Source organism: Streptomyces sp. 130 (assembly GCF_007096885.1).
Taxonomy (GTDB): Bacteria; Actinomycetota; Actinomycetes; order Streptomycetales; family Streptomycetaceae; genus Streptomyces.
Map to the genome: position 1 here is coordinate 1 of NZ_VJNO01000039.1, position 16336 is coordinate 16336.

Sequence of the window (16336 nt, forward strand, 5' to 3'; positions counted from 1 at the left end):
GGCGCGATCCCGACGGCCCTGGAACCGGTGAGCGTCACGGCGACGAAGGGCGGCACGGTCTGCGCCGTCTACCGGCCGGCGGGACGTCCGACGTACGACAGCTTTTGAGGGCGCTCGCGGGCAGGAGTGCGGTGGCTCCGGCAGGGGGCCGGCTGTGAGATGCCGAGTGCCCTGCGCCGGTCGTGAACGGCTTGGCCGGGGAGTGGTCAACGTGACCTCGCATCGAGCGGGTTGGCGGTCAGTAGCCGACGGTGAAGCGCCGGCGGTGATGGCGGGGCTGCTCGATCTCGTCGAGGAGGGCGACGGCGTAGTCCTCGACGGAGATGGTGCTGTTGCCGTCGTCGTCCGTGACGAGGTCGTCCAGGGCAGTCCGGTAGACGCCGGTGCGGTCGCCGGGGGAGATGGTCGCCGCGGGGCTGAGGTTGGTCCAGTCGATGTCGGTGACGGTGCGGTAGTGGTCGAGGGCGTCGCCGTGGGCGTGCATGATCTGCAGGAGGAAGTCGGGCAGGCCGGGGGCGTCCCAGACCTGCTTGCCGTCGGGAGTGCGCAAGGAGCCGGCGCCGCCGACGGTGATCAGGCGGGGGGCCCGGGCGCCGAGGGTGCGCAGACCTTCGGTAAGGACCTCGGCGGCGGGCCGGATGGTGGCGAGGTGGCCGGGGCCGTCGCCGCCGCCGACGGCGCTGACAACGACGTCGTGGTCCTTCGCGGCGGCGGTGACCGACCGCGGGTCGAGGACGTCGCCCGTGGTGACGGTCAGGTCGGCGTGCCGTCCGGTGATCTTCGCGGGGTCGCGGACGACGGCGGTGACGCGGTGGTCTCGGCGCAGGGCCTCGCGCACGATGGCGGAGCCGATGGTGCCGTTGGCGCCGAAGACGGCGATGTTCGTCATGGGATGTCCTCAGTGGTTCGTGGGGTCGCCGTGCGGTGGGTCGGGTGAGGAGAGCGAAGTGCTCGTCGAGGGTGCCGGTGAGCTTGGCGGCGCTGCCGGCCCGGCCGTCCAGGCGGTCGGCGTGGGTGGGGGCGTGCGGGAGCCGGGCGGGGTGGGCTCCTCGGAGGCACCTGCGCACGGTGCCGCCGGGGGCCGTCGTCAGCGGGCGAGCGGTTCACGGCACGAGGACGATGCGTCCGGGCAGGCCGCCCTGGGCGAGGCGTGCGTGGGCCTCGGCCGCGGCGGTCAGGGGGTAGGTCTGGGCGACGCGGGCGAAGAGCACGCCCTGGTCGGCCAGGCGGGCCAGGTCGGTGAGGAGGCCGGCGTCGGACTGGACGCTGACGGCTTCGACGCGGATGCCGCGCTCGGAGGTAGGTTCGCTGCCGGGCCACAGGCCGGCGTAGGCTCCGCCGTCGCGGACGGCGGCGAGCGCGGCGGCGCCCAGATTCGCGGTATCCAGGACGCCGTCGAAGGATGCCGGCTCGAAGGTCTCACTGCGGGCCAGGAAGTGATCGGCGCCGCGGGCTCGGACGAAGTCCTCGAAGGCCGCGTCTCCGGTGCCCGTGACCTTCAGGCCCCGCTGGTGGGCCAGTTCCACGGCGTGGGCGCCCACTCCGCCGTTCGCGCCGACGACCAGCAGGCTCTGTCCCGGGGCCAGGTCGAGCAGGTCGAGCACTTGGGAGCCGGTCGTGGCGTTCAGCGGCAGCGTGGCGGCATGGACGTCGTCGAGGGAGGCGGGGGACGGAGCGAGGATGCCGGCGTCCACGACGATGTAGTCCGCGTGCGTGCCCAGCGGCTTGTGGTGCCCGGTCACCACCGCGAAGACGCGCTCGCCCGCCTTCCAGCCGGCCTCGGGGCCGACGGCATCGACCACACCGGCCACGTCGAAGCCGAGCCCGACGGGGCCCCGGCCGCCGAAGACACCGGAGCGCATGGCGACGTCCACCGGGTTGACCGCGGCAGCCTTCACCTTGACACGTACCTGCCCCTCGCCCGGTTCGGGGACCGGGTGCTCGGTGATCTCGACGGCCTCGGGGCCCCCGAAGCGGGAAACGGTCGCGGCGCGCATGGCCATGCTCTTCCTCCAGAAGCGGGCGGGTGCCGCCCGAGCGTTGAGTAGGGGTGACGTCCTGTCGCGGGCGCCGGTGCTGCCCATGCGGGGTTCACGCCGGGCTGATGTCCCACTACGCACCGGTGGAGTCGTTACGTACGTTTGGTGCGTAACCCCATGCTGCGTCAGCATGGACAGGTCCACAAAAGGCACACGCGTGTGCGGAACCGGAAAGGCAGGTGCGTCATGCGGGCCGACGCGAAGGACGAGCGAGCCGCCGTGCTGTCGGGGCCGTGCGCCCGCTGGCCTGCCGAGCAGGGCGAGACGATCCGGCAGATCGTGGACCGGGCCGGCGACAAGTGGACCGTGCTCGTGATCGGCACCCTGGAGCACGGTCCCCTGCGCTACACCGACCTGCAGAACGCCGTCACCGGCATCTCCCAGCGCATGCTCACCCACACCCTGCGCCAGCTCCAGCGCGACGGCCTGGTCACCCGCACCGCCTATCCCGAGGTGCCCCCGCGCGTCGAATACGCCCTGACCGACCTGGGCACCACCCTCCTCGACGCCGTCACCGCACTCGTCGACTGGGCGGGCACCCACCACGACGAGATCCAGGACAACCGCGCCCGCTACGACAGCGAGGCCACCGCCGGCTGAACGGCAGAAACGGTCGCGATCACGCGGGCCGCGCTCGAAGAAACCGGCCCTCGCCTGCCGCACCAGCAACTGGGAAATGCAAGATCGAACGACACCCGGCGGGGTCCGGAGTCCCTGCTCGTTCCTTCATCGTCCAGCTAGACCCCGGACGTCACTGCAACGACGAACGGGAACGGACACCGGAGGCCACCTCCGGCTTCCCGGGGCACGCAGTTCGCACCACACCGTCTTCCGGTACGGGGCCTGCTCCACGCCCCATCGCAGGGCGAGCGCGTCCAGCAGTTGGAGGCCCCGGCCCGACGTGGCCTCCGGGCCGGTCTCCTGGAGGACCGGCCACACCGCCGCCGCGGGGTCGCTCACGGCCACCCGTACGCGCCCCGAGGATGTCGCGCTCACCCGCAACGAGACCGGCGTGCGCTCGCCCACGTGAGTGATCACGTTCGCCAGCAACTCGCTGACGCACAGCAGGAGGTCGCTCGCGTCCTCGCCGTCGAACCGCTCCCGCAGCATCTGCCGCACCTCGGGAACGGCCTGCGGGACCGCCAGGAACTCCCATGTCAGTGGCAGCCCGTTCATCCCCCGGCCGCCCGCCGCAGCACCTCGGCCAGCTGACGCGCCGTCTCCGCGTTGCAGTTACCCAGCGCGACGAGCGGCTGCCGGCCCGTCCACGCGAGCGTCAGCGGGTCAACTCCCAATGACGGCAGCGTGATGCCGTTGGCCTTGAGCGCCGCGCGCAATGCGTCGATCTCCGGGCCGATGTCGTACGGGGCGTGGTCCATGAGGGCCGTCCACCTTTCGGTTGCGTGCTGTGACGAACACCTCACACGCTGCCGCACGGACCTCTACCGTGGAAGCCGATTCCGCTCCACAGAGCGAGGCGTGAAAGGCGGTCGGGGTGGCCAAGGACATCGACGGTTCGGCGGGGGTCCCGCAGTTCTACGGAAAGGAGCTGCGCTACCACCGGGAGGAGGCGGGCCTGACCCTGGAACAGCTGGTGGAGGGCAGCTACTACGGAATCGCCCTGCTCAGCGCGATCGAGCACGGTGGCCGCAGCATGCCGCCGGACCTCGCGGCGCATGTGGACCGCAAGCTGGGCACGGACTTCTTCGTCCGGCGTTGTAAAGACGTGCAGGAGGCTCGACGCAGGGGCCACGCGGAGTACTTCGCGCGTGTGCTGGAGGCGGAGAGGCAGGCGCTGACGATCGAGCAGTGGTCACCCGGCATCATTCCCGGGCTGCTCCAAACCGAGGCCTACGCCCGCGCCGTGATCGGGTCCGAGAGGTTCCAAGAACTCCCGGAGGAGACGGACGCGAAGGTCAGCGCGCGGCTGGCACGGGCCCAGCTTTTCGAGGACGACCACAAGGTCCCTGAGTACTGGGTGATCCTTCCAGAAGCCCTTCTGTGGGCCCCCGTCCTCCCGCCGGAACAGATGGCCGAACAGCTCGACCACATCGCCGCTCTCATCAGGCGCGGCCGGATCTTTGTACAGATCATCCCGTGGAAATCCGGAGCGCATCCCCTCATGCAGTGCGGCATCATGGTGCTGGACTTCGCGGACGCTCCACCGCTCGTGTACATGGAGGGCCAGCACCACGGCCAGACCGTCGACGATCCGGGCCTCGTGAAGCAGTACCGGAGATCGTACGATCTCCTGAGGGCCGCCGCCGAGCCGCTGGGGGCGTCCCTGGCCATGATCGAGGCTGCGGCAGAGGAATACCGAAATGGTGCTCAACCAGCACGACTTGACCGCCGCGACCTGGCGTAAGAGCAGCTACAGCAACGCCAGCGGCGGGGACTGCCTCGAAGTGGCCGAGGGGTACGCCCTGTGGCGTAAGAGCAGCTACAGCAACACCAGCGGCGGGGACTGCCTCGAAGTCGCCGACGGCCACCCCGGGCTCGTCCCCGTCCGCGACTCCAAGCGCCCCGACGGGCCCGCTCTCGTCGTCAACGCCGCCGCCTGGGCGCCGTTCATCGCATCCGTCAAGGCCGTCTGAGGCGGAGCACGTACGTACGCGAAGGGGCGCGTCCCGGAGAGATCCGGGCGCGCCCCTTCTGCGTGGAGCCGCACCGCGATCGCGAACCGCTCGCCCAACTCCTGCCCGTACCCGGCGTGTTCGCCTTTCTTTATCAGGTCATGCGGCGATTGGATGGGGATTGATCCGCCGCGCCCCTCCTCATGCGCCCCGATTGCCGCGCGAGGGGCGGCGTGCGCCGTGGGTCGCCCCCTTCGTCCCTGAGCGTTGCTCGGGGCTCGATCGCACATGCTAGGAGCACGACCGAATGCCAGAGCTGCCCAAGCGGAACGTCAACAGGCCCGTCGGCTCACGGCCCGCCGAGCCACTGCGGAGCAACGACGCGTCGCAGCTCGATTCCGCCCGTGCCGCCCTGGCTCGGGCGATAGCGGCACAGCGGGCCGAGGAAGCCGGGAACGCGGAGAGTGCCGGGGACGCCGGGGACGCCGAGGCCTCGGCCCAGGGCATATCGCCGGCCACTCCCCCGCGCCGCCGGGCGTTCCCGCGTAGGGCGCGCGTCCTGGCGGCGGTCGTCGGTGTGGTGGCCGTTGCTGTCGTCGCGGGCGTGGCCCTCACGGCCGGCGGGGGCGCCGAGGGCTCCGGCAGCCGGGCCGACGCGCCGGCCGAAGGGCCCGTACGGGCCGGAGGCGGGGCCGAGGGGGACGAGCACCGGTCGCCGCAGCCCGAAGGCACGAGCGCGGACCCGACCCCGTCCGGCTCCGTCACCCCGTCCGCCACCGCCTCCCCCTCGCCGGGCGAGAAGCAGCAGCGCAGGCCCGGTGCGGGCAGGAGCACCGCGTCGGAGGCGGGGTCCGGCCCGTCGTCGGACGCGGACGGCTCCGGTACGGACAGCGCCGCCGAGCCGGGTGGCGGCAAGGACGGTGACTCGGCCGAGGTGCGCACGTTTCCGCTGGCCGTCGAGGCGTCGGGCAAGTGCCTGACCGGTGCGGGGTCGGGGGCGCAGCTCGTGGCGTCCCCCTGCGACGGCTCGTCCGGCCAGTCCTGGAGTGCGGGGGCGGACGGCAGTCTGCGGCAGGGGGGACTCTGCGCGGCCGTCACCGGGACCGAGGAGCGCACTCCGGTCGTCCTGGCCCACTGCGACCGGTCCTCCGCGCAGCGCATCGGCCTTTCCGGCAAGGAGCTGGTGTCCGCGTCCACCGGCAAGTGCCTGGACCTCTTCGGAGGCGCGAGCGGTTCCCAGATCGTGCTCTGGGAATGCAACGGCCGTGACAACCAGCGCTGGCACGCCGCCTGACCGCCGCGTGAGCAGTGCCGAAGCCCTTACCCGGTCATCTCGACGTCGGACTCTTCGGACTTTTCGGAGTCGGAGCCGTACTGCTGGCTCCCGTCCGGGCCGGTGCGGCGCACAGTCGCCGGCCCGCCGTACTTCTGGATCAGCTCGTCGAGCTCCTGCTCGTCCTTGACCCCCGCCGCGTTGGCGATCTTGGTGAGTCCGGCGTTCGCGGTCGCCCAGTAACCGCCGGGCTTCGTCTGGAAGCTCAGCTGGGGAAGCTTCTTCTCCTTCGCGATCGACAAGGAGAGGAAGCACGAGGTGCACGGCCTCTTCTTGCCGGCGATGATCGCCGCACCGGTCGAGCCGGACTGGAGCAGGGCCAGCACCAGCTTCTGCTCCGCGTGGAGCTCTTCGAAGCCGGAACGGATGAAGACGATCTTCCCATCCATCTGCCCGGCCCCGATCGTCGCCGCGGCCTCCGCCGCCGTCTGATCCTCCAGTACGCCGTCCTCCACGGCCATGGCAGCGGCCATGAAGGCGTTGACCGCACCGTCCCGGCCGTTCCCCTCACCGATGTTGGTCATGTAGTCCGCCGACCTCTGGGCTCTTGCGTCGCCTCCTGTCCCGTGCGAGTCCCGCATGACATCGGCGAGGGTTCTCGCCTTGAGGGTCTTGAGGATCATGGCAGATGTGTTGTTGTCGTTGCAGGCGACAAGAATCCCGCCGCCGACCCACGCGACTTGGGTCTCCTGGTTCCCGTCGTCCTCGATGTAGGCCCTTCCGCTGTTGAAGAACTGCCGCGCGACGTGGCGCAGTGCCTGCTCATCGGTGTCCATGCGGCGCTTGGGGCTGTTCTCGACGGTGTCGGGCCATTTCCCGCCGGCGTAGGGCATCTGCGTCCAGTCCGACGTCATCTTGTTCATGGCCCGCTTCGTCGCCGCGGCCGGCACTTCCTTCGTCTTGACTCGTTGCAGGTGGGGCCTGCCGTGCACCGGGGACGCGCCCGGCGCGGACGTCGTCGGCCCGCTTGCGGGGGCGTGGGCCGGAGGCGTCCCGGCGAGGGCGCGCCTCGCGTTGGCCTCCGCCTCGCGCTCGAAGCGGTCCGCCGGGTCGGAGACCTTGAGCCCGCGGCCGTTGTCGGTGCCGGCGACGGGGCCCCGGCGTTGCTGGATGACGTGGGTCAACTCGTGGGCGAGGGTGTGCCTGTCGGCGCCGCCGGCCCCGATGACGACATGGTTGCCGGACGTGTAGGCGCGGGCACCGACCTCGGCCGCCGAGGCCGCCGCCGCGGCGCCGTCGTGGATGCGCACGTCCGAGAAGTCCGCGCCCAGCCGGGCCTCCATGTCGGTGCGGGTGGCGTCGTCCATGGCCCTGCCGGGGGCGCGGAGCACCTGGTGAACGGTGGACCGCTGCACGGGCACCGCAGCCGTGGCTTCGGCCTGCCCGGCGTCCTGGTGGCCGCAGCCGGGACCGTGCTGGTGTCGCTCGGGCAGCGGCTGGGCCCAGGGGTGGCCGGCCTCTCGGAGCATCTGGACGACGGCGGCGTTCCCGGTCGTGGCCTGCAGGACCCCGAGTCCCTCGTGCTGCGCCTGCGGCGCGCCCACCTGCTTCGCGGCCGGTGCCTGGCGGAGGCCGGTGGACTTCTTCAGGTTCTCGTGATCACTCAAGGCCCGCTCCGCAGCAACTGAGAATGGCGACTCTCCCTGGATACACGGCCGGCGGAGCCGGATTCCAGGCCCACGAGGGCAAAGCGGGGTGACCCGGGAGGGGTTCGGAGGGTGCCGTCCGCCTCCGGCCGAGGCAGAAGCGAGGACGGCCGTCGGGGCCCGCGGGCGGCCCCGGGGCAGCAGCAGGGGCGCGCCGGGCGGCCCCCGGGCAGCAGAAGGGGCGCGCCCGGAGGAATCCGGGCGCGCCCCTCGGCGTCACCGCGCGACCGTTACCGGTCGAAGCGCTCGCCCGCCTCGTCCTGGGCGCGCTGGGCGGCGCCCTTCGCGCGGTCGCGGCCCTGCTGGGTCGCGTCCTTCGCGCGGTCGCGGCCCTGGCCCTGACGCTGGCCCTGGCGGTCCTGCGCCTGGTCCTGCGTCTGGCCGGCGAGGTCCTTGGCCTTGTCCTTGAACTGGTCGGCGATGCCCATGCTGTTCACTCCTATGTGGTGCGTGGGGGTGCGGCCCCGGTGGGGCCTCGACCAGATTCACACGGGCGCCCACGCTGCGCATGTCGATCATTCACGCTGCGTACGCACGGCTCGTTCGTGCTGGTCAGCGGCGCCTCCCGCGCCGACGAGGCCCTTGCTCATGCCCTCCATGCGGGGGCCGAAGCGGCGCATCTCGCGCTGGCCGACGACGCCGATGAGGGTCGGCAGGTAGCCGCGTACGGACTGCATGCCGCGCAGCCACCACTGGGCGTAGACGTGGGCGGAGCGGCGTTCGATGCCGGCGACGATGCGGTCGACGGCGGGGCCGAGGGGGTACGTACGGTTCGTCGGCCACGGGAGGCGCTTTCGCAGGTCGCGCATGACGTCGTCCTCGTCGGCGCCGCGCACCATGTCGGTGTCGGTCCAGGAGAGGTAGCCGACGCCGACCTTCACGCCCTTGTAGCCGACTTCGGCGCGCAGGCTGTGGGCGAACGCCTCGACGCCCGACTTGGAGGCGCAGTAGGCGCTCATCATCGGGGCGGGGGTCATCGCGGCGAGGGACGCGATCTGGAGGAAGTAGCCCCGGCTCTCCATGAGGACGGGCAGGAAGGCGCGAGCGGTCACCGCGCCGCCGATGAGGTTGACCTCGATGACGCGGCGCCAGGCGACCGGGTCGGAGTCGACGAGGGGGCCGCCGGTGGCGACGCCCGCATTGGCGACGACGACGTCGATCTTGCCGAAGCGCGCCTTGACGTCCTTCGCGACGCGGGACATCGCGTCGTGGTCGGTGACGTCGGCGTGCCAGTGGTCGCTTTCACCGTGGAGGCGGGCCGAAACCTTCTTCAGCTCGTCGGGTTCGAGGCCGACGAGGGCGAGGATCGCGCCCCGGGCGGAGAGCTTGCGGGCGAGGAGTTCACCGACGCCGCGTGCCGCGCCGGTGACGACGACGACCTGTCCTTCGAGACTTCCCGTGCCGCTCATGCGACCTCCTCCTTGCCCTCGATGTGTGTAGTACCCCGCGTGTCCCGGTCCGGTCCGGCGGGAAGGTAGGCGGTCACCAGTTCCCGTATGTTCGCCGTGACGGTCTCCGGCGCCTCGACGGGCGTCATGTGCCCCATGCCCGTCAGCTCGGTGAGGCCGAGGCAGTCGGGCAGGGCCGCCGCGAGGGCGCGGGCGTGGACGGGCGGGGTGAGCCGGTCCTCCGTACCCGCGATGATCGCGGTGGGCACGCGCAACTCCCGTACGCCCTCGTCCAGATCGAGGTCCGCGAGGACGTTCCCCCAGGCGACCCGGGGTATGCGGGGGCAGGCGTGCACGATGCGAGCGCAGGTGTCCACCCGGTCGGGGGCCGAACCGGCGCCCATCGTCCCGTACTTCAGTATCCGCCGGGAGACCGGTGTGACGGGCCCGAGGGGGGCGCGCGCGCCGAGGATGGCGCGGGTGAGGCGGGTGCGTACGGCTCCGGCGCGCATCGGCACGACCAGCGACTCGGCCAGCAGCCGGGAGCTGCCGGTGCTGCACAGCAGGACGGCGGCGGCGTGCTCGCGCAGCCCCGGGCGGCGGGAGGCGGACATGATGGTCATGCCGCCCATGGAGTGCCCGGCGAGGACGGCCTTCTCGCCGGGGGCGAGGGTCGCGGCGAGGACGGCTTCGAGGTCGTCGGCCAGCGCGTCGGTGGTGTAGCCGTCGCGGGCGGCGGCGGGCGAGGTGCCGTGGCCGCGCTGGTCGTAGGCGATGACGCGGTGGTCGACGGCCAGGTCCCTTATCTGGGCGTCCCAGAAGCTGGTGTTGCAGGTCCAGCCGTGGGAGAGGACGACGGCGGGCGCGCCCTCCTGGCCGTGTATCTCGACGTGTATCCGGGAACCGTCGGCGGAGACGGCGAGGAGTTCGCGGGCGGCCACGGGGCGGCGGCCGGCGACGGGCAGGGGACGGCTCATCGGACGGCCTCCTCGGAGACGGTGTCGCCGGCCCGGCGCTGGGTGGGGACGGGCGGGCGCAGGATCTGGTACTCGGCCATGTCGACGGTCCGGGTGGCCCTGCGGAATTCGGAGGTGGTGCCGGGCCAGACGGTGGTGTTGCGGCCGTTGGCGTCCAGGTACCAGCTGTTGCAGCCGCCGGTGTTCCAGACGGTGCGCTTCATGCGGTCCTGGACGCGGCGGTTCCAGGTGTTGACGGCGGAGGGGCGGGCGTCGAGGGCCGCCTTGCCGCCGAGGAGGTCCAGCTGGCGGAGGTAGTCGGCCATGTAGTTCAGCTGGGACTCGATCATGAGGATCATCGAGGAGTTCCCCAGGCCGGTGTTGGGGCCGATGATCGTCATCCAGTTGGGGAAGCCGGCCGCGCTGGCGCCGCGCAGCGCCTGCATGCCGTCCTTCCAGGACTCGGTGAGCGTGATCCCTTCGGCGCCGACGACGCGTTCGGCGATCGGCATGTCGGTGACGTGGAAGCCCGTACCGAAGATGATCACGTCGACCTCGGCCTCCGTACCGTCCGAGGCGACGACGGTGTTGCCGCGGACCTCGGCGAGGCCGGATGCGACGACGTCGACGTTGGGCTGGGCGAGAGCGGGGTAGTACGTGCTCGACAGCAGGATGCGCTTGCAGCCGATGCGGTACGAGGGGGTCACCTTGGCGCGCAGGGCCGGGTCCTTGATGGCGCGGGCCATGTTGGACTTCGCTATGCGCTCGACGAGGCCGAGCTGGTCGGGGTGCTTGGTGAAGGCGCTGACCTGCAACTCCCGGATGCCCCAGAGGAGTCCGCGGCGGGCGGTGCCGGTGACGGGCAGGGCGCGGTGCAGCGTGCGCTCCAGGCCGCTGATCTTCCGGTCCATGCGGGGCATGACCCAGGGCGGGGTGCGCTGGAAGAGGGTGAGCTTGCCGGCCTTGGGCTGGATCGCGGGCACGATCTGGATGGCGGAGGCGCCGGTGCCGATCATCGCGACGCGCTTGCCGGTGAGGTCGGCGTCGTGGTCCCAGCGGGCGGAGTGGAAGACCTTGCCGGGGAAGTCGGCGAGCCCCGGGATGTCGGGCATCTTCGGGTCGGAGAGCGGGCCGGTCGCGGAGACGACGACGTCCGCGACGACGGTGGTCCCGTTGGCGCTGTCGATGACCCAGTGCAGCTCGTCGTTGTCCCAGCGCATCTGCGTGACCTCGTGGTTGAGGCGCAGGTGGGCGCGGAGCCCGAAGGTGTCGGCGACGTGCTCCAGGTAGGCGCGGATGTGCTCCTGCCCGGAGAAGGTGCGCGGCCACTCGGGGTTGGGGGCGAACGAGAAGGAGTAGAGGTGGGACGGTACGTCGCAGGCGCAGCCGGGGTAGCTGTTGTCGCGCCAGGTGCCGCCGACGGAACCCGCGCGCTCCAGGATCACGAAATCGGTGATTCCTTCACGGCGCAGCCGGACCGCGGCGCCGAGGCCCCCGAATCCCGATCCGATCACCGCCACGCGTACATGCTCGTGCTGGGCCATGCTGCCGCCTCCCGCGGTACGTCACACGACTCTGCCAGCAATCACTGGCATGGTTGGGAGGGTAGAGCAGCGGAGTACCGATGGGTAGGGGGCGGACGCAGGAAGTTACCGGCGGTACAACTTGAGGCTCGGACGCGTTTTCCCCGCCGGGCGGGCGGATGGGACCGTCCGGCACACGAACGCCGCCCGCCAGGTGCCGGACGGTCTAAGGTGCGGGGGTGGCAGAAGGACCCGAGCACCGCGAGTACCGCATGGAGGAGCTGGCCAGGGAGGCCGGCATCCCCGTGCGGACCGTGCGCTTCTACCGTGAGCGCGGCCTGATCTCGCCGCCCCGCCGGGAGGGCCGCATCGCCTGGTACGACGACCACCACCTGGCCCGCCTGCGCACGATCACGGGTCTCCTGGAGCGCGGCCACACGCTGACCGGCATCGCCGACCTGGCCCGTACGTTCGAGAGCGGGCGCGATGTCGCGGAGGTGCTGGGCCTGGGCGAACCGTCCGAGGAGACCCCGGTCCGCCTGACGCCCGAACAGCTGGCGGACTACTTCGAGGGCGAGTCCACGCCGGAGAACCTGGCGCTGGCGATGGAGCTGGGCTACCTGGGGACGGACGGCGAGGAGATCGTCCACATCAGCCGCCGCCTGCTGGACGTTTCGGCGGAGCTGGTACGGGAAGGGGTGCCGCTCGCCACGGTGCTCTCGACGGGCCGCCACGTCCGCGCGCACGCGGAGGCGCTGGCGGACCTGTTCGTGGCGGTGCTGCGGGAGCACGGCGCGGAGACCGACCCGGAGCCGCCCCAGCTGCGGCCGCTGGCGCGGGCGGTGGTGGACGCGGAACTGTCGATGGCCCTGGACCGGCGGCTGCGGCGGGAGAAGCCGGAGCCGGAGGAGAAGTAGACGGCCGGTACGGGCCCGCGCGCCCGGTCCGCAGGTGTTCTGCAAGATTTTTGCAGCAGGGCGCTGGCAGTGTTCCGGGAAGCGGGCGGCCGACAGGCCACACGCCGCACGGTGTCCAGCGCCCGTGAGGTGAGGCACTTGCCGCCGCCCGAGCCGATCAGAGCGGAGGGGGCCCCGGAACCCGGGGACCGCCCCGGCGCGTCCGGCGTCCCCCCACCGCGTTCCGTGCGGCGTACGGCACAGCCCGGCGCCGCACGGTACCTCTCGCAGAAGGAGCCACCCTGTGAAGCCTCGTATCGGGCGGATACTCGCCGGCGCGACCGCGCTCGCCGCCACCGCCCTCATGATGAGCGGCACCACCGCCTCCGCCCAGACCGAGCCCGGCATCAACTGGGACCACATCTTCAATCCCAACAGCCCCACCGGCAGCGGCGTGCGCGTGTACGTCGAGGAGTACGGCGACATCGTCTCGGTGTGCGACAGCGCGAAGGACGGGAAGTCCGCCACCGCCGTGGTCACCGATCTCGGCTACTCCGGCCGCGAGTACTCCATGACCGTCAGCAGTGGCTACGGCACCTGCAAGTCGCACCGGGCCAGCGACGGCGGGGTGTACAACCTGCACGAGGACAACTACGTGGCCATCACGTACTGGGCCAAGGGCGGAGACAACTACGCCGAGTACTACAACGACCACTGAGCCGCCGTTGTCGCCGCTCATGAGGCGGTGAAGCGAGGGCCGGGGTGAGGCGGGGCACGGGGGTCCGCGCTTCACTCCGGCCCTCGGGCAGCGGCCAGGACGGTCCGGGCGCGGTCCGCCACCGGTCGCAGACCCAGCTCCTCGGCGGCAGCCAGGGCGGCTTCCGCCAGCTCCGCGGCGGCCCCGGCGTCCCCCTCCGCGTACCGCACCCGGGCGAGGCCGGTACGGGCGTCCGCCTCCTGGTGCCGGAAGCCCGAGCGGCTGGTGATCTCCAGCGCTTCCTCCAGGTACGCCGCCGCCTGCGGCAACTCTCCGCCGAGGCGCGCCACTTCGCCGAGATTGATCAGGCAGTCGCTCAGCGCGGTGGGGTCCCCCGCCTCACGGGCGAAGGCCAGCGCCTTCTCGGCCTGCGGGCGGGCCAGGTCGAGGCGGCCGGCGTCCCGGTGGATGCGCGCGAGAATCTCCTGGGCGTCCGCCTCGTTGCGGCGCTTGCGGTGCTCCTGGGACAGCCGCAGCGCCCGGGTCGCGTCGGCCAGCGCCGCCTCGTGGTCCCCCCGGCCGTGATGGGCTATGGCCCGGTTGACCAGCGGGCTGATGGTCCCCATCGGCTGCCCGTGCCGCAGGGAGAGCTCGATGGCCGCACTCGCGCGCTCGACGGCCCGCTCCCACTCGCCGAGGTAGGAGTGGATCAGGGCCACGACGTTGAGGGCGATGCCGAGCAGCACCGGACGGTCGAGGCCGCGGAGCAGCTCCACGCCGCGTTCCTGCCATTCGCCCGCCTGACGCATCCGCCCGCGACGCCCGTAGTAGACGGCCAGGTTGGACATGACACTCGCCTGGCCGGGGACGAATCCGGCGCTCCGGTACCCCTCCAGGGCGCCGAGGAAGTGGTCCAGATTGCTTCCCCGGTCCTCGGTGTGGTGGCCCAGCACACCGAGGCTCTGGAGCATGGCCGCCCGCGCGAGGGGGTCGCCCGCAGCCTCGGCGGCGCGCAGCCCGGCGGTGGCCATCGCCTTCCATTCGACCCGGTGGTGCCGGTAGTACACGTACATGCGCAACTGGTCGGCGAGCTGCCAGGCGATGTGACGCGGGCCCCTCTCGGCGGCTGCCCCGACCACGGCGACCAGGTTCGAGAGTTCCTGGTCGAGCCACCCCAGGGCCTGCTTCCGGTCGGTGAACCGTCCGGAGGCGGCGCGCTCCCGGGGCAGCTGCGCGACGCCCGTGTACTCGAAGGCGGTGGCGGCCTCGGCGGTGGCGAGATACCAGTCGCACAGCCGCTGCCACGCCTCCTCGTGCCCGGGCTGCGCCGTGGCGTGCTCCGCCGCGTAGAGCCGCAGCAGGTCGTGGAAGAGGAAGCGGTCGGCCGCGCTGCGCTGCAGCAGGCTCGCGTCGGCCAGTACGTCGAGGAGCTCCTCGGCCACGGCCGGTTCGGCCCCCAGCAGAGCCGCGGCGGCCTCCGCGCCGAAATCCGGTCCCGGGTGCAGGCCGAGCAGGGCGAACAGCCGGACCGCGGAGGGGTCCAGGAACGCGAGGGAGTCGTCGAAGGCGGTACGGACCGCGGCCCGGCGGTCACCGGCGATGGACAGCTTCGCCAGGCGCCCGTCGCTGTCCAGGTCGGTGGCGTAGGACTCCAGCGACCGCCCCGGCCGGGCCGCGAGATTGGCGGCGGCGATCCGCAGGGCCAGCGGAAGCCGCGCGCACTGCTCGGCCAGCCGTCGGGACGCCTCCGGCTCCGCGGCCACCCGGCCCTCGCCGAGCACGCCGGACAGCAGGGTGTGCGCCTCGTCCGGGTCCAGCACCTGGAGCCGGACGGCGTGCGCGGCATGGCTGACGCCGAGACCGCGCAGCTCGAAACGGCTGGTCACCAGCACGGCCACCCCCGCGGTGCCCGGCAGCAGCGGCCTGACCTGCTCGGCGTCCGCCGCGTCGTCGAGCACCATGAGCACCCGCCGGCCGGTGAGCCGGCCCCGGAAGACCGCGGCCCGGTCCTCCAGCGGCTCCGGGATGGTGGCCGCGTCCAGACCGGAGGCCTGCAACAGGGCCGCCAGGACCTCGGACGGATCGCGGGGGCGGTCGCCCGCGCCCAGCAGCCGCACGTACCACTGCCCGTCCGGGAAGGCCGCCCGCAGCCGGTGTCCGAGGTGCACCGCCAGCGCCGTCTTGCCGACACCGGGCGTGCCGGTGATCACGACGGGTGCGGTGGTCTCCCCCCGCGCCGCCGCCGTGCACAGAGCCTCCAGTTCCCGTATCGCGCCGTACCGCCCGACGAACCCCGGCAACGCGAAGGGGAGTTGGCACTGCACGGTCCAGTCGCCCCGTACGCCGTCCGGCGTGCCCTCCGGTGGCTTCCGGGGCCGGGCGGGTGGCCCGCCCAGCTCCGGGGCGTCGCGCAGGATCGCCTCGTGCAGGCGCCGCAGGGCGGCGCCCGGGTCGACGCCGAACTCCCGCGCCAGGCTCCGCCGGAACGCTTCGTAGTGAGCGAGCGCCTCCGCCTGCCTGCCGGACCGGAACAGCACGGTCATGAGCTGGGCGGCGATCCGCTCGTCCCACGGATGTTCGGCGGCGAGGCCCCGCACCTGCTCGGTGAGACCGGCCGGCCCGCCCGCGGCGAGACGGTGGTCGACACGGTCGAGCAGCGCGGCCAGCCGTTCCTGCTCCAGGCGAGCGCGTACGCTCTCGGCCCAGTCGCCGGCGATGCCGGAGAGCGGGTCACCGTGCCACAGGCCGAGCGCCTCGTCCAGAATGCGTCCCGCCTCGGCATCGCCGTCGGCGTCCCGGGCCTGTGCGGTCAGGCTCCGGAAGCGGTGGAGGTCGATGTCGGCGGCGGAGGCGGTGAGCAGGTAGCCGCCGGCCCGGCGCTCTATCGCCGCCGTGTCGTCGCCCCGCGCGGGCAGGGCGCCCCGCAGACGTGTCAGGTAGCTCTGGAGCGTGCCTCGCGCGGTGGGGGGCGGGGAGTCGCCCCATACGCACTGGATCAGATGCTCGGTGGAGAGCGCGACCCCCGGGGCCAGCAGGAACGCGGCAAGGACGCATCGCTGCTTCGGGGAGCCGAGGGATATCTGGGCTCCGTCGTGCGACACCCCGACGGGGCCCAGGAGCTGGAATTCCAAGCGCTGTCACCCGTCCGTAGATGTGCGGCAGGCACGGCATGCCCATCGGCGCCGCCGGGCCGGAACACGGGCCCGGCACTGCCGGCCCCGCGGCGTCGCGCCGCAGGCCGCGGCAGGTGGCCCGACGCCGGGCCAACCAACCTAGCGCGACCGC

The 16336-nt window shown here is 72.4% G+C and carries 16 protein-coding genes and 1 pseudogene; 7 read left to right on the plus strand and 10 right to left on the minus strand.

Annotated features, from left to right (window positions below; translation table 11 throughout):
- Window positions 1–108: pseudogene (locus tag FKN01_RS33405) on the plus strand (dihydrofolate reductase); the annotation flags it as partial.
- 130 nt (window positions 109–238) lie between these two features.
- Here FKN01_RS33405 and FKN01_RS26315 read toward each other — a convergent pair.
- On the minus strand, window positions 239–889 hold the full coding sequence (locus FKN01_RS26315; RefSeq protein WP_143624825.1) for an NAD(P)-dependent oxidoreductase: 651 nt from the start codon (window positions 887–889) through the stop codon (window positions 239–241).
- Window positions 890–1103: 214 nt separating this feature from the next.
- Complete coding sequence (locus FKN01_RS26320) at window positions 1104–1997, minus strand: NADP-dependent oxidoreductase (protein WP_143624923.1); 894 nt, start codon at window positions 1995–1997, stop codon at window positions 1104–1106.
- Window positions 1998–2225: 228 nt separating this feature from the next.
- Here FKN01_RS26320 and FKN01_RS26325 point away from each other — a divergent pair, with 228 nt between their 5' ends.
- Window positions 2226–2639 (plus strand): helix-turn-helix domain-containing protein, encoded by a 414-nt coding sequence (locus tag FKN01_RS26325; protein WP_221939380.1) that lies wholly within the window; start codon window positions 2226–2228, stop codon window positions 2637–2639.
- 126 nt (window positions 2640–2765) lie between these two features.
- Here the strand turns inward: FKN01_RS26325 and FKN01_RS26330 are convergent, their stop codons facing one another.
- Both FKN01_RS26330 and FKN01_RS26335 read right to left on the minus strand, forming a co-directional pair.
- On the minus strand, window positions 2766–3215 hold the full coding sequence (locus FKN01_RS26330; protein ID WP_260697016.1) for an ATP-binding protein: 450 nt from the start codon (window positions 3213–3215) through the stop codon (window positions 2766–2768).
- Window positions 3212–3418: a hypothetical protein gene (locus tag FKN01_RS26335; RefSeq protein ID WP_143624829.1), complete on the minus strand. Its 207-nt coding sequence runs from the start codon at window positions 3416–3418 to the stop codon at window positions 3212–3214. The genes FKN01_RS26330 and FKN01_RS26335 overlap by 4 nt, the downstream gene beginning before the upstream one ends.
- Window positions 3419–3534: 116 nt before the next feature.
- On the opposite strand from FKN01_RS26335, the gene FKN01_RS26340 reads away from it, so the two are divergent.
- The 3 genes from FKN01_RS26340 (at window position 3535) to FKN01_RS26350 (ending at window position 5906) form a co-directional block, all read left to right on the plus strand.
- Complete coding sequence (locus FKN01_RS26340) at window positions 3535–4404, plus strand: helix-turn-helix transcriptional regulator (RefSeq protein WP_185992995.1); 870 nt, start codon at window positions 3535–3537, stop codon at window positions 4402–4404.
- A complete protein-coding gene (locus FKN01_RS26345) occupies window positions 4361–4633 on the plus strand; it encodes a DUF397 domain-containing protein (RefSeq protein ID WP_143624831.1) in 273 nt (90 codons plus the stop codon). The genes FKN01_RS26340 and FKN01_RS26345 overlap by 44 nt, the downstream gene beginning before the upstream one ends.
- A gap of 286 nt (window positions 4634–4919) precedes the next feature.
- Window positions 4920–5906 carry a ricin-type beta-trefoil lectin domain protein gene (locus FKN01_RS26350; protein ID WP_143624833.1) on the plus strand — a complete coding sequence of 329 codons (987 nt, stop codon included), beginning with the start codon at window positions 4920–4922 and terminating at the stop codon, window positions 5904–5906.
- A gap of 26 nt (window positions 5907–5932) precedes the next feature.
- Here FKN01_RS26350 and FKN01_RS26355 read toward each other — a convergent pair whose 3' ends face one another.
- The 5 genes from FKN01_RS26355 to FKN01_RS26375 form a co-directional block, all read right to left on the minus strand.
- A complete protein-coding gene (locus FKN01_RS26355) occupies window positions 5933–7552 on the minus strand; it encodes a DUF4157 domain-containing protein (RefSeq protein ID WP_398933211.1) in 1620 nt (539 codons plus the stop codon).
- A gap of 269 nt (window positions 7553–7821) precedes the next feature.
- Window positions 7822–8019 (minus strand): hypothetical protein, encoded by a 198-nt coding sequence (locus tag FKN01_RS26360; protein ID WP_143624835.1) that lies wholly within the window; start codon window positions 8017–8019, stop codon window positions 7822–7824.
- Window positions 8020–8106: 87 nt separating this feature from the next.
- Window positions 8107–9000: an SDR family oxidoreductase gene (locus FKN01_RS26365; RefSeq protein WP_143624837.1), complete on the minus strand. Its 894-nt coding sequence runs from the start codon at window positions 8998–9000 to the stop codon at window positions 8107–8109.
- Window positions 8997–9956 carry an alpha/beta fold hydrolase gene (locus FKN01_RS26370; RefSeq protein WP_143624839.1) on the minus strand — a complete coding sequence of 320 codons (960 nt, stop codon included), beginning with the start codon at window positions 9954–9956 and terminating at the stop codon, window positions 8997–8999. Before FKN01_RS26370 ends, FKN01_RS26365 begins: the two co-directional genes overlap by 4 nt.
- The gene (locus tag FKN01_RS26375) at window positions 9953–11479 is read right to left on the minus strand and encodes an NAD(P)/FAD-dependent oxidoreductase (protein ID WP_143624841.1); all 1527 of its coding nucleotides are present in this window, start codon (window positions 11477–11479) and stop codon (window positions 9953–9955) included. The genes FKN01_RS26370 and FKN01_RS26375 overlap by 4 nt, the downstream gene beginning before the upstream one ends.
- A gap of 251 nt (window positions 11480–11730) precedes the next feature.
- Here FKN01_RS26375 and FKN01_RS26380 point away from each other — a divergent pair, with 251 nt between their 5' ends.
- Window positions 11731–12375: a MerR family transcriptional regulator gene (locus FKN01_RS26380; RefSeq protein WP_143624929.1), complete on the plus strand. Its 645-nt coding sequence runs from the start codon at window positions 11731–11733 to the stop codon at window positions 12373–12375.
- 283 nt (window positions 12376–12658) lie between these two features.
- Complete coding sequence (locus FKN01_RS26385) at window positions 12659–13072, plus strand: hypothetical protein (protein ID WP_143624843.1); 414 nt, start codon at window positions 12659–12661, stop codon at window positions 13070–13072.
- 71 nt (window positions 13073–13143) lie between these two features.
- On the opposite strand, the gene FKN01_RS26390 is transcribed toward FKN01_RS26385, so the two are convergent.
- Complete coding sequence (locus tag FKN01_RS26390) at window positions 13144–16182, minus strand: BTAD domain-containing putative transcriptional regulator (RefSeq protein ID WP_143624845.1); 3039 nt, start codon at window positions 16180–16182, stop codon at window positions 13144–13146.
- Window positions 16183–16336: the final 154 nt, after the last annotated feature.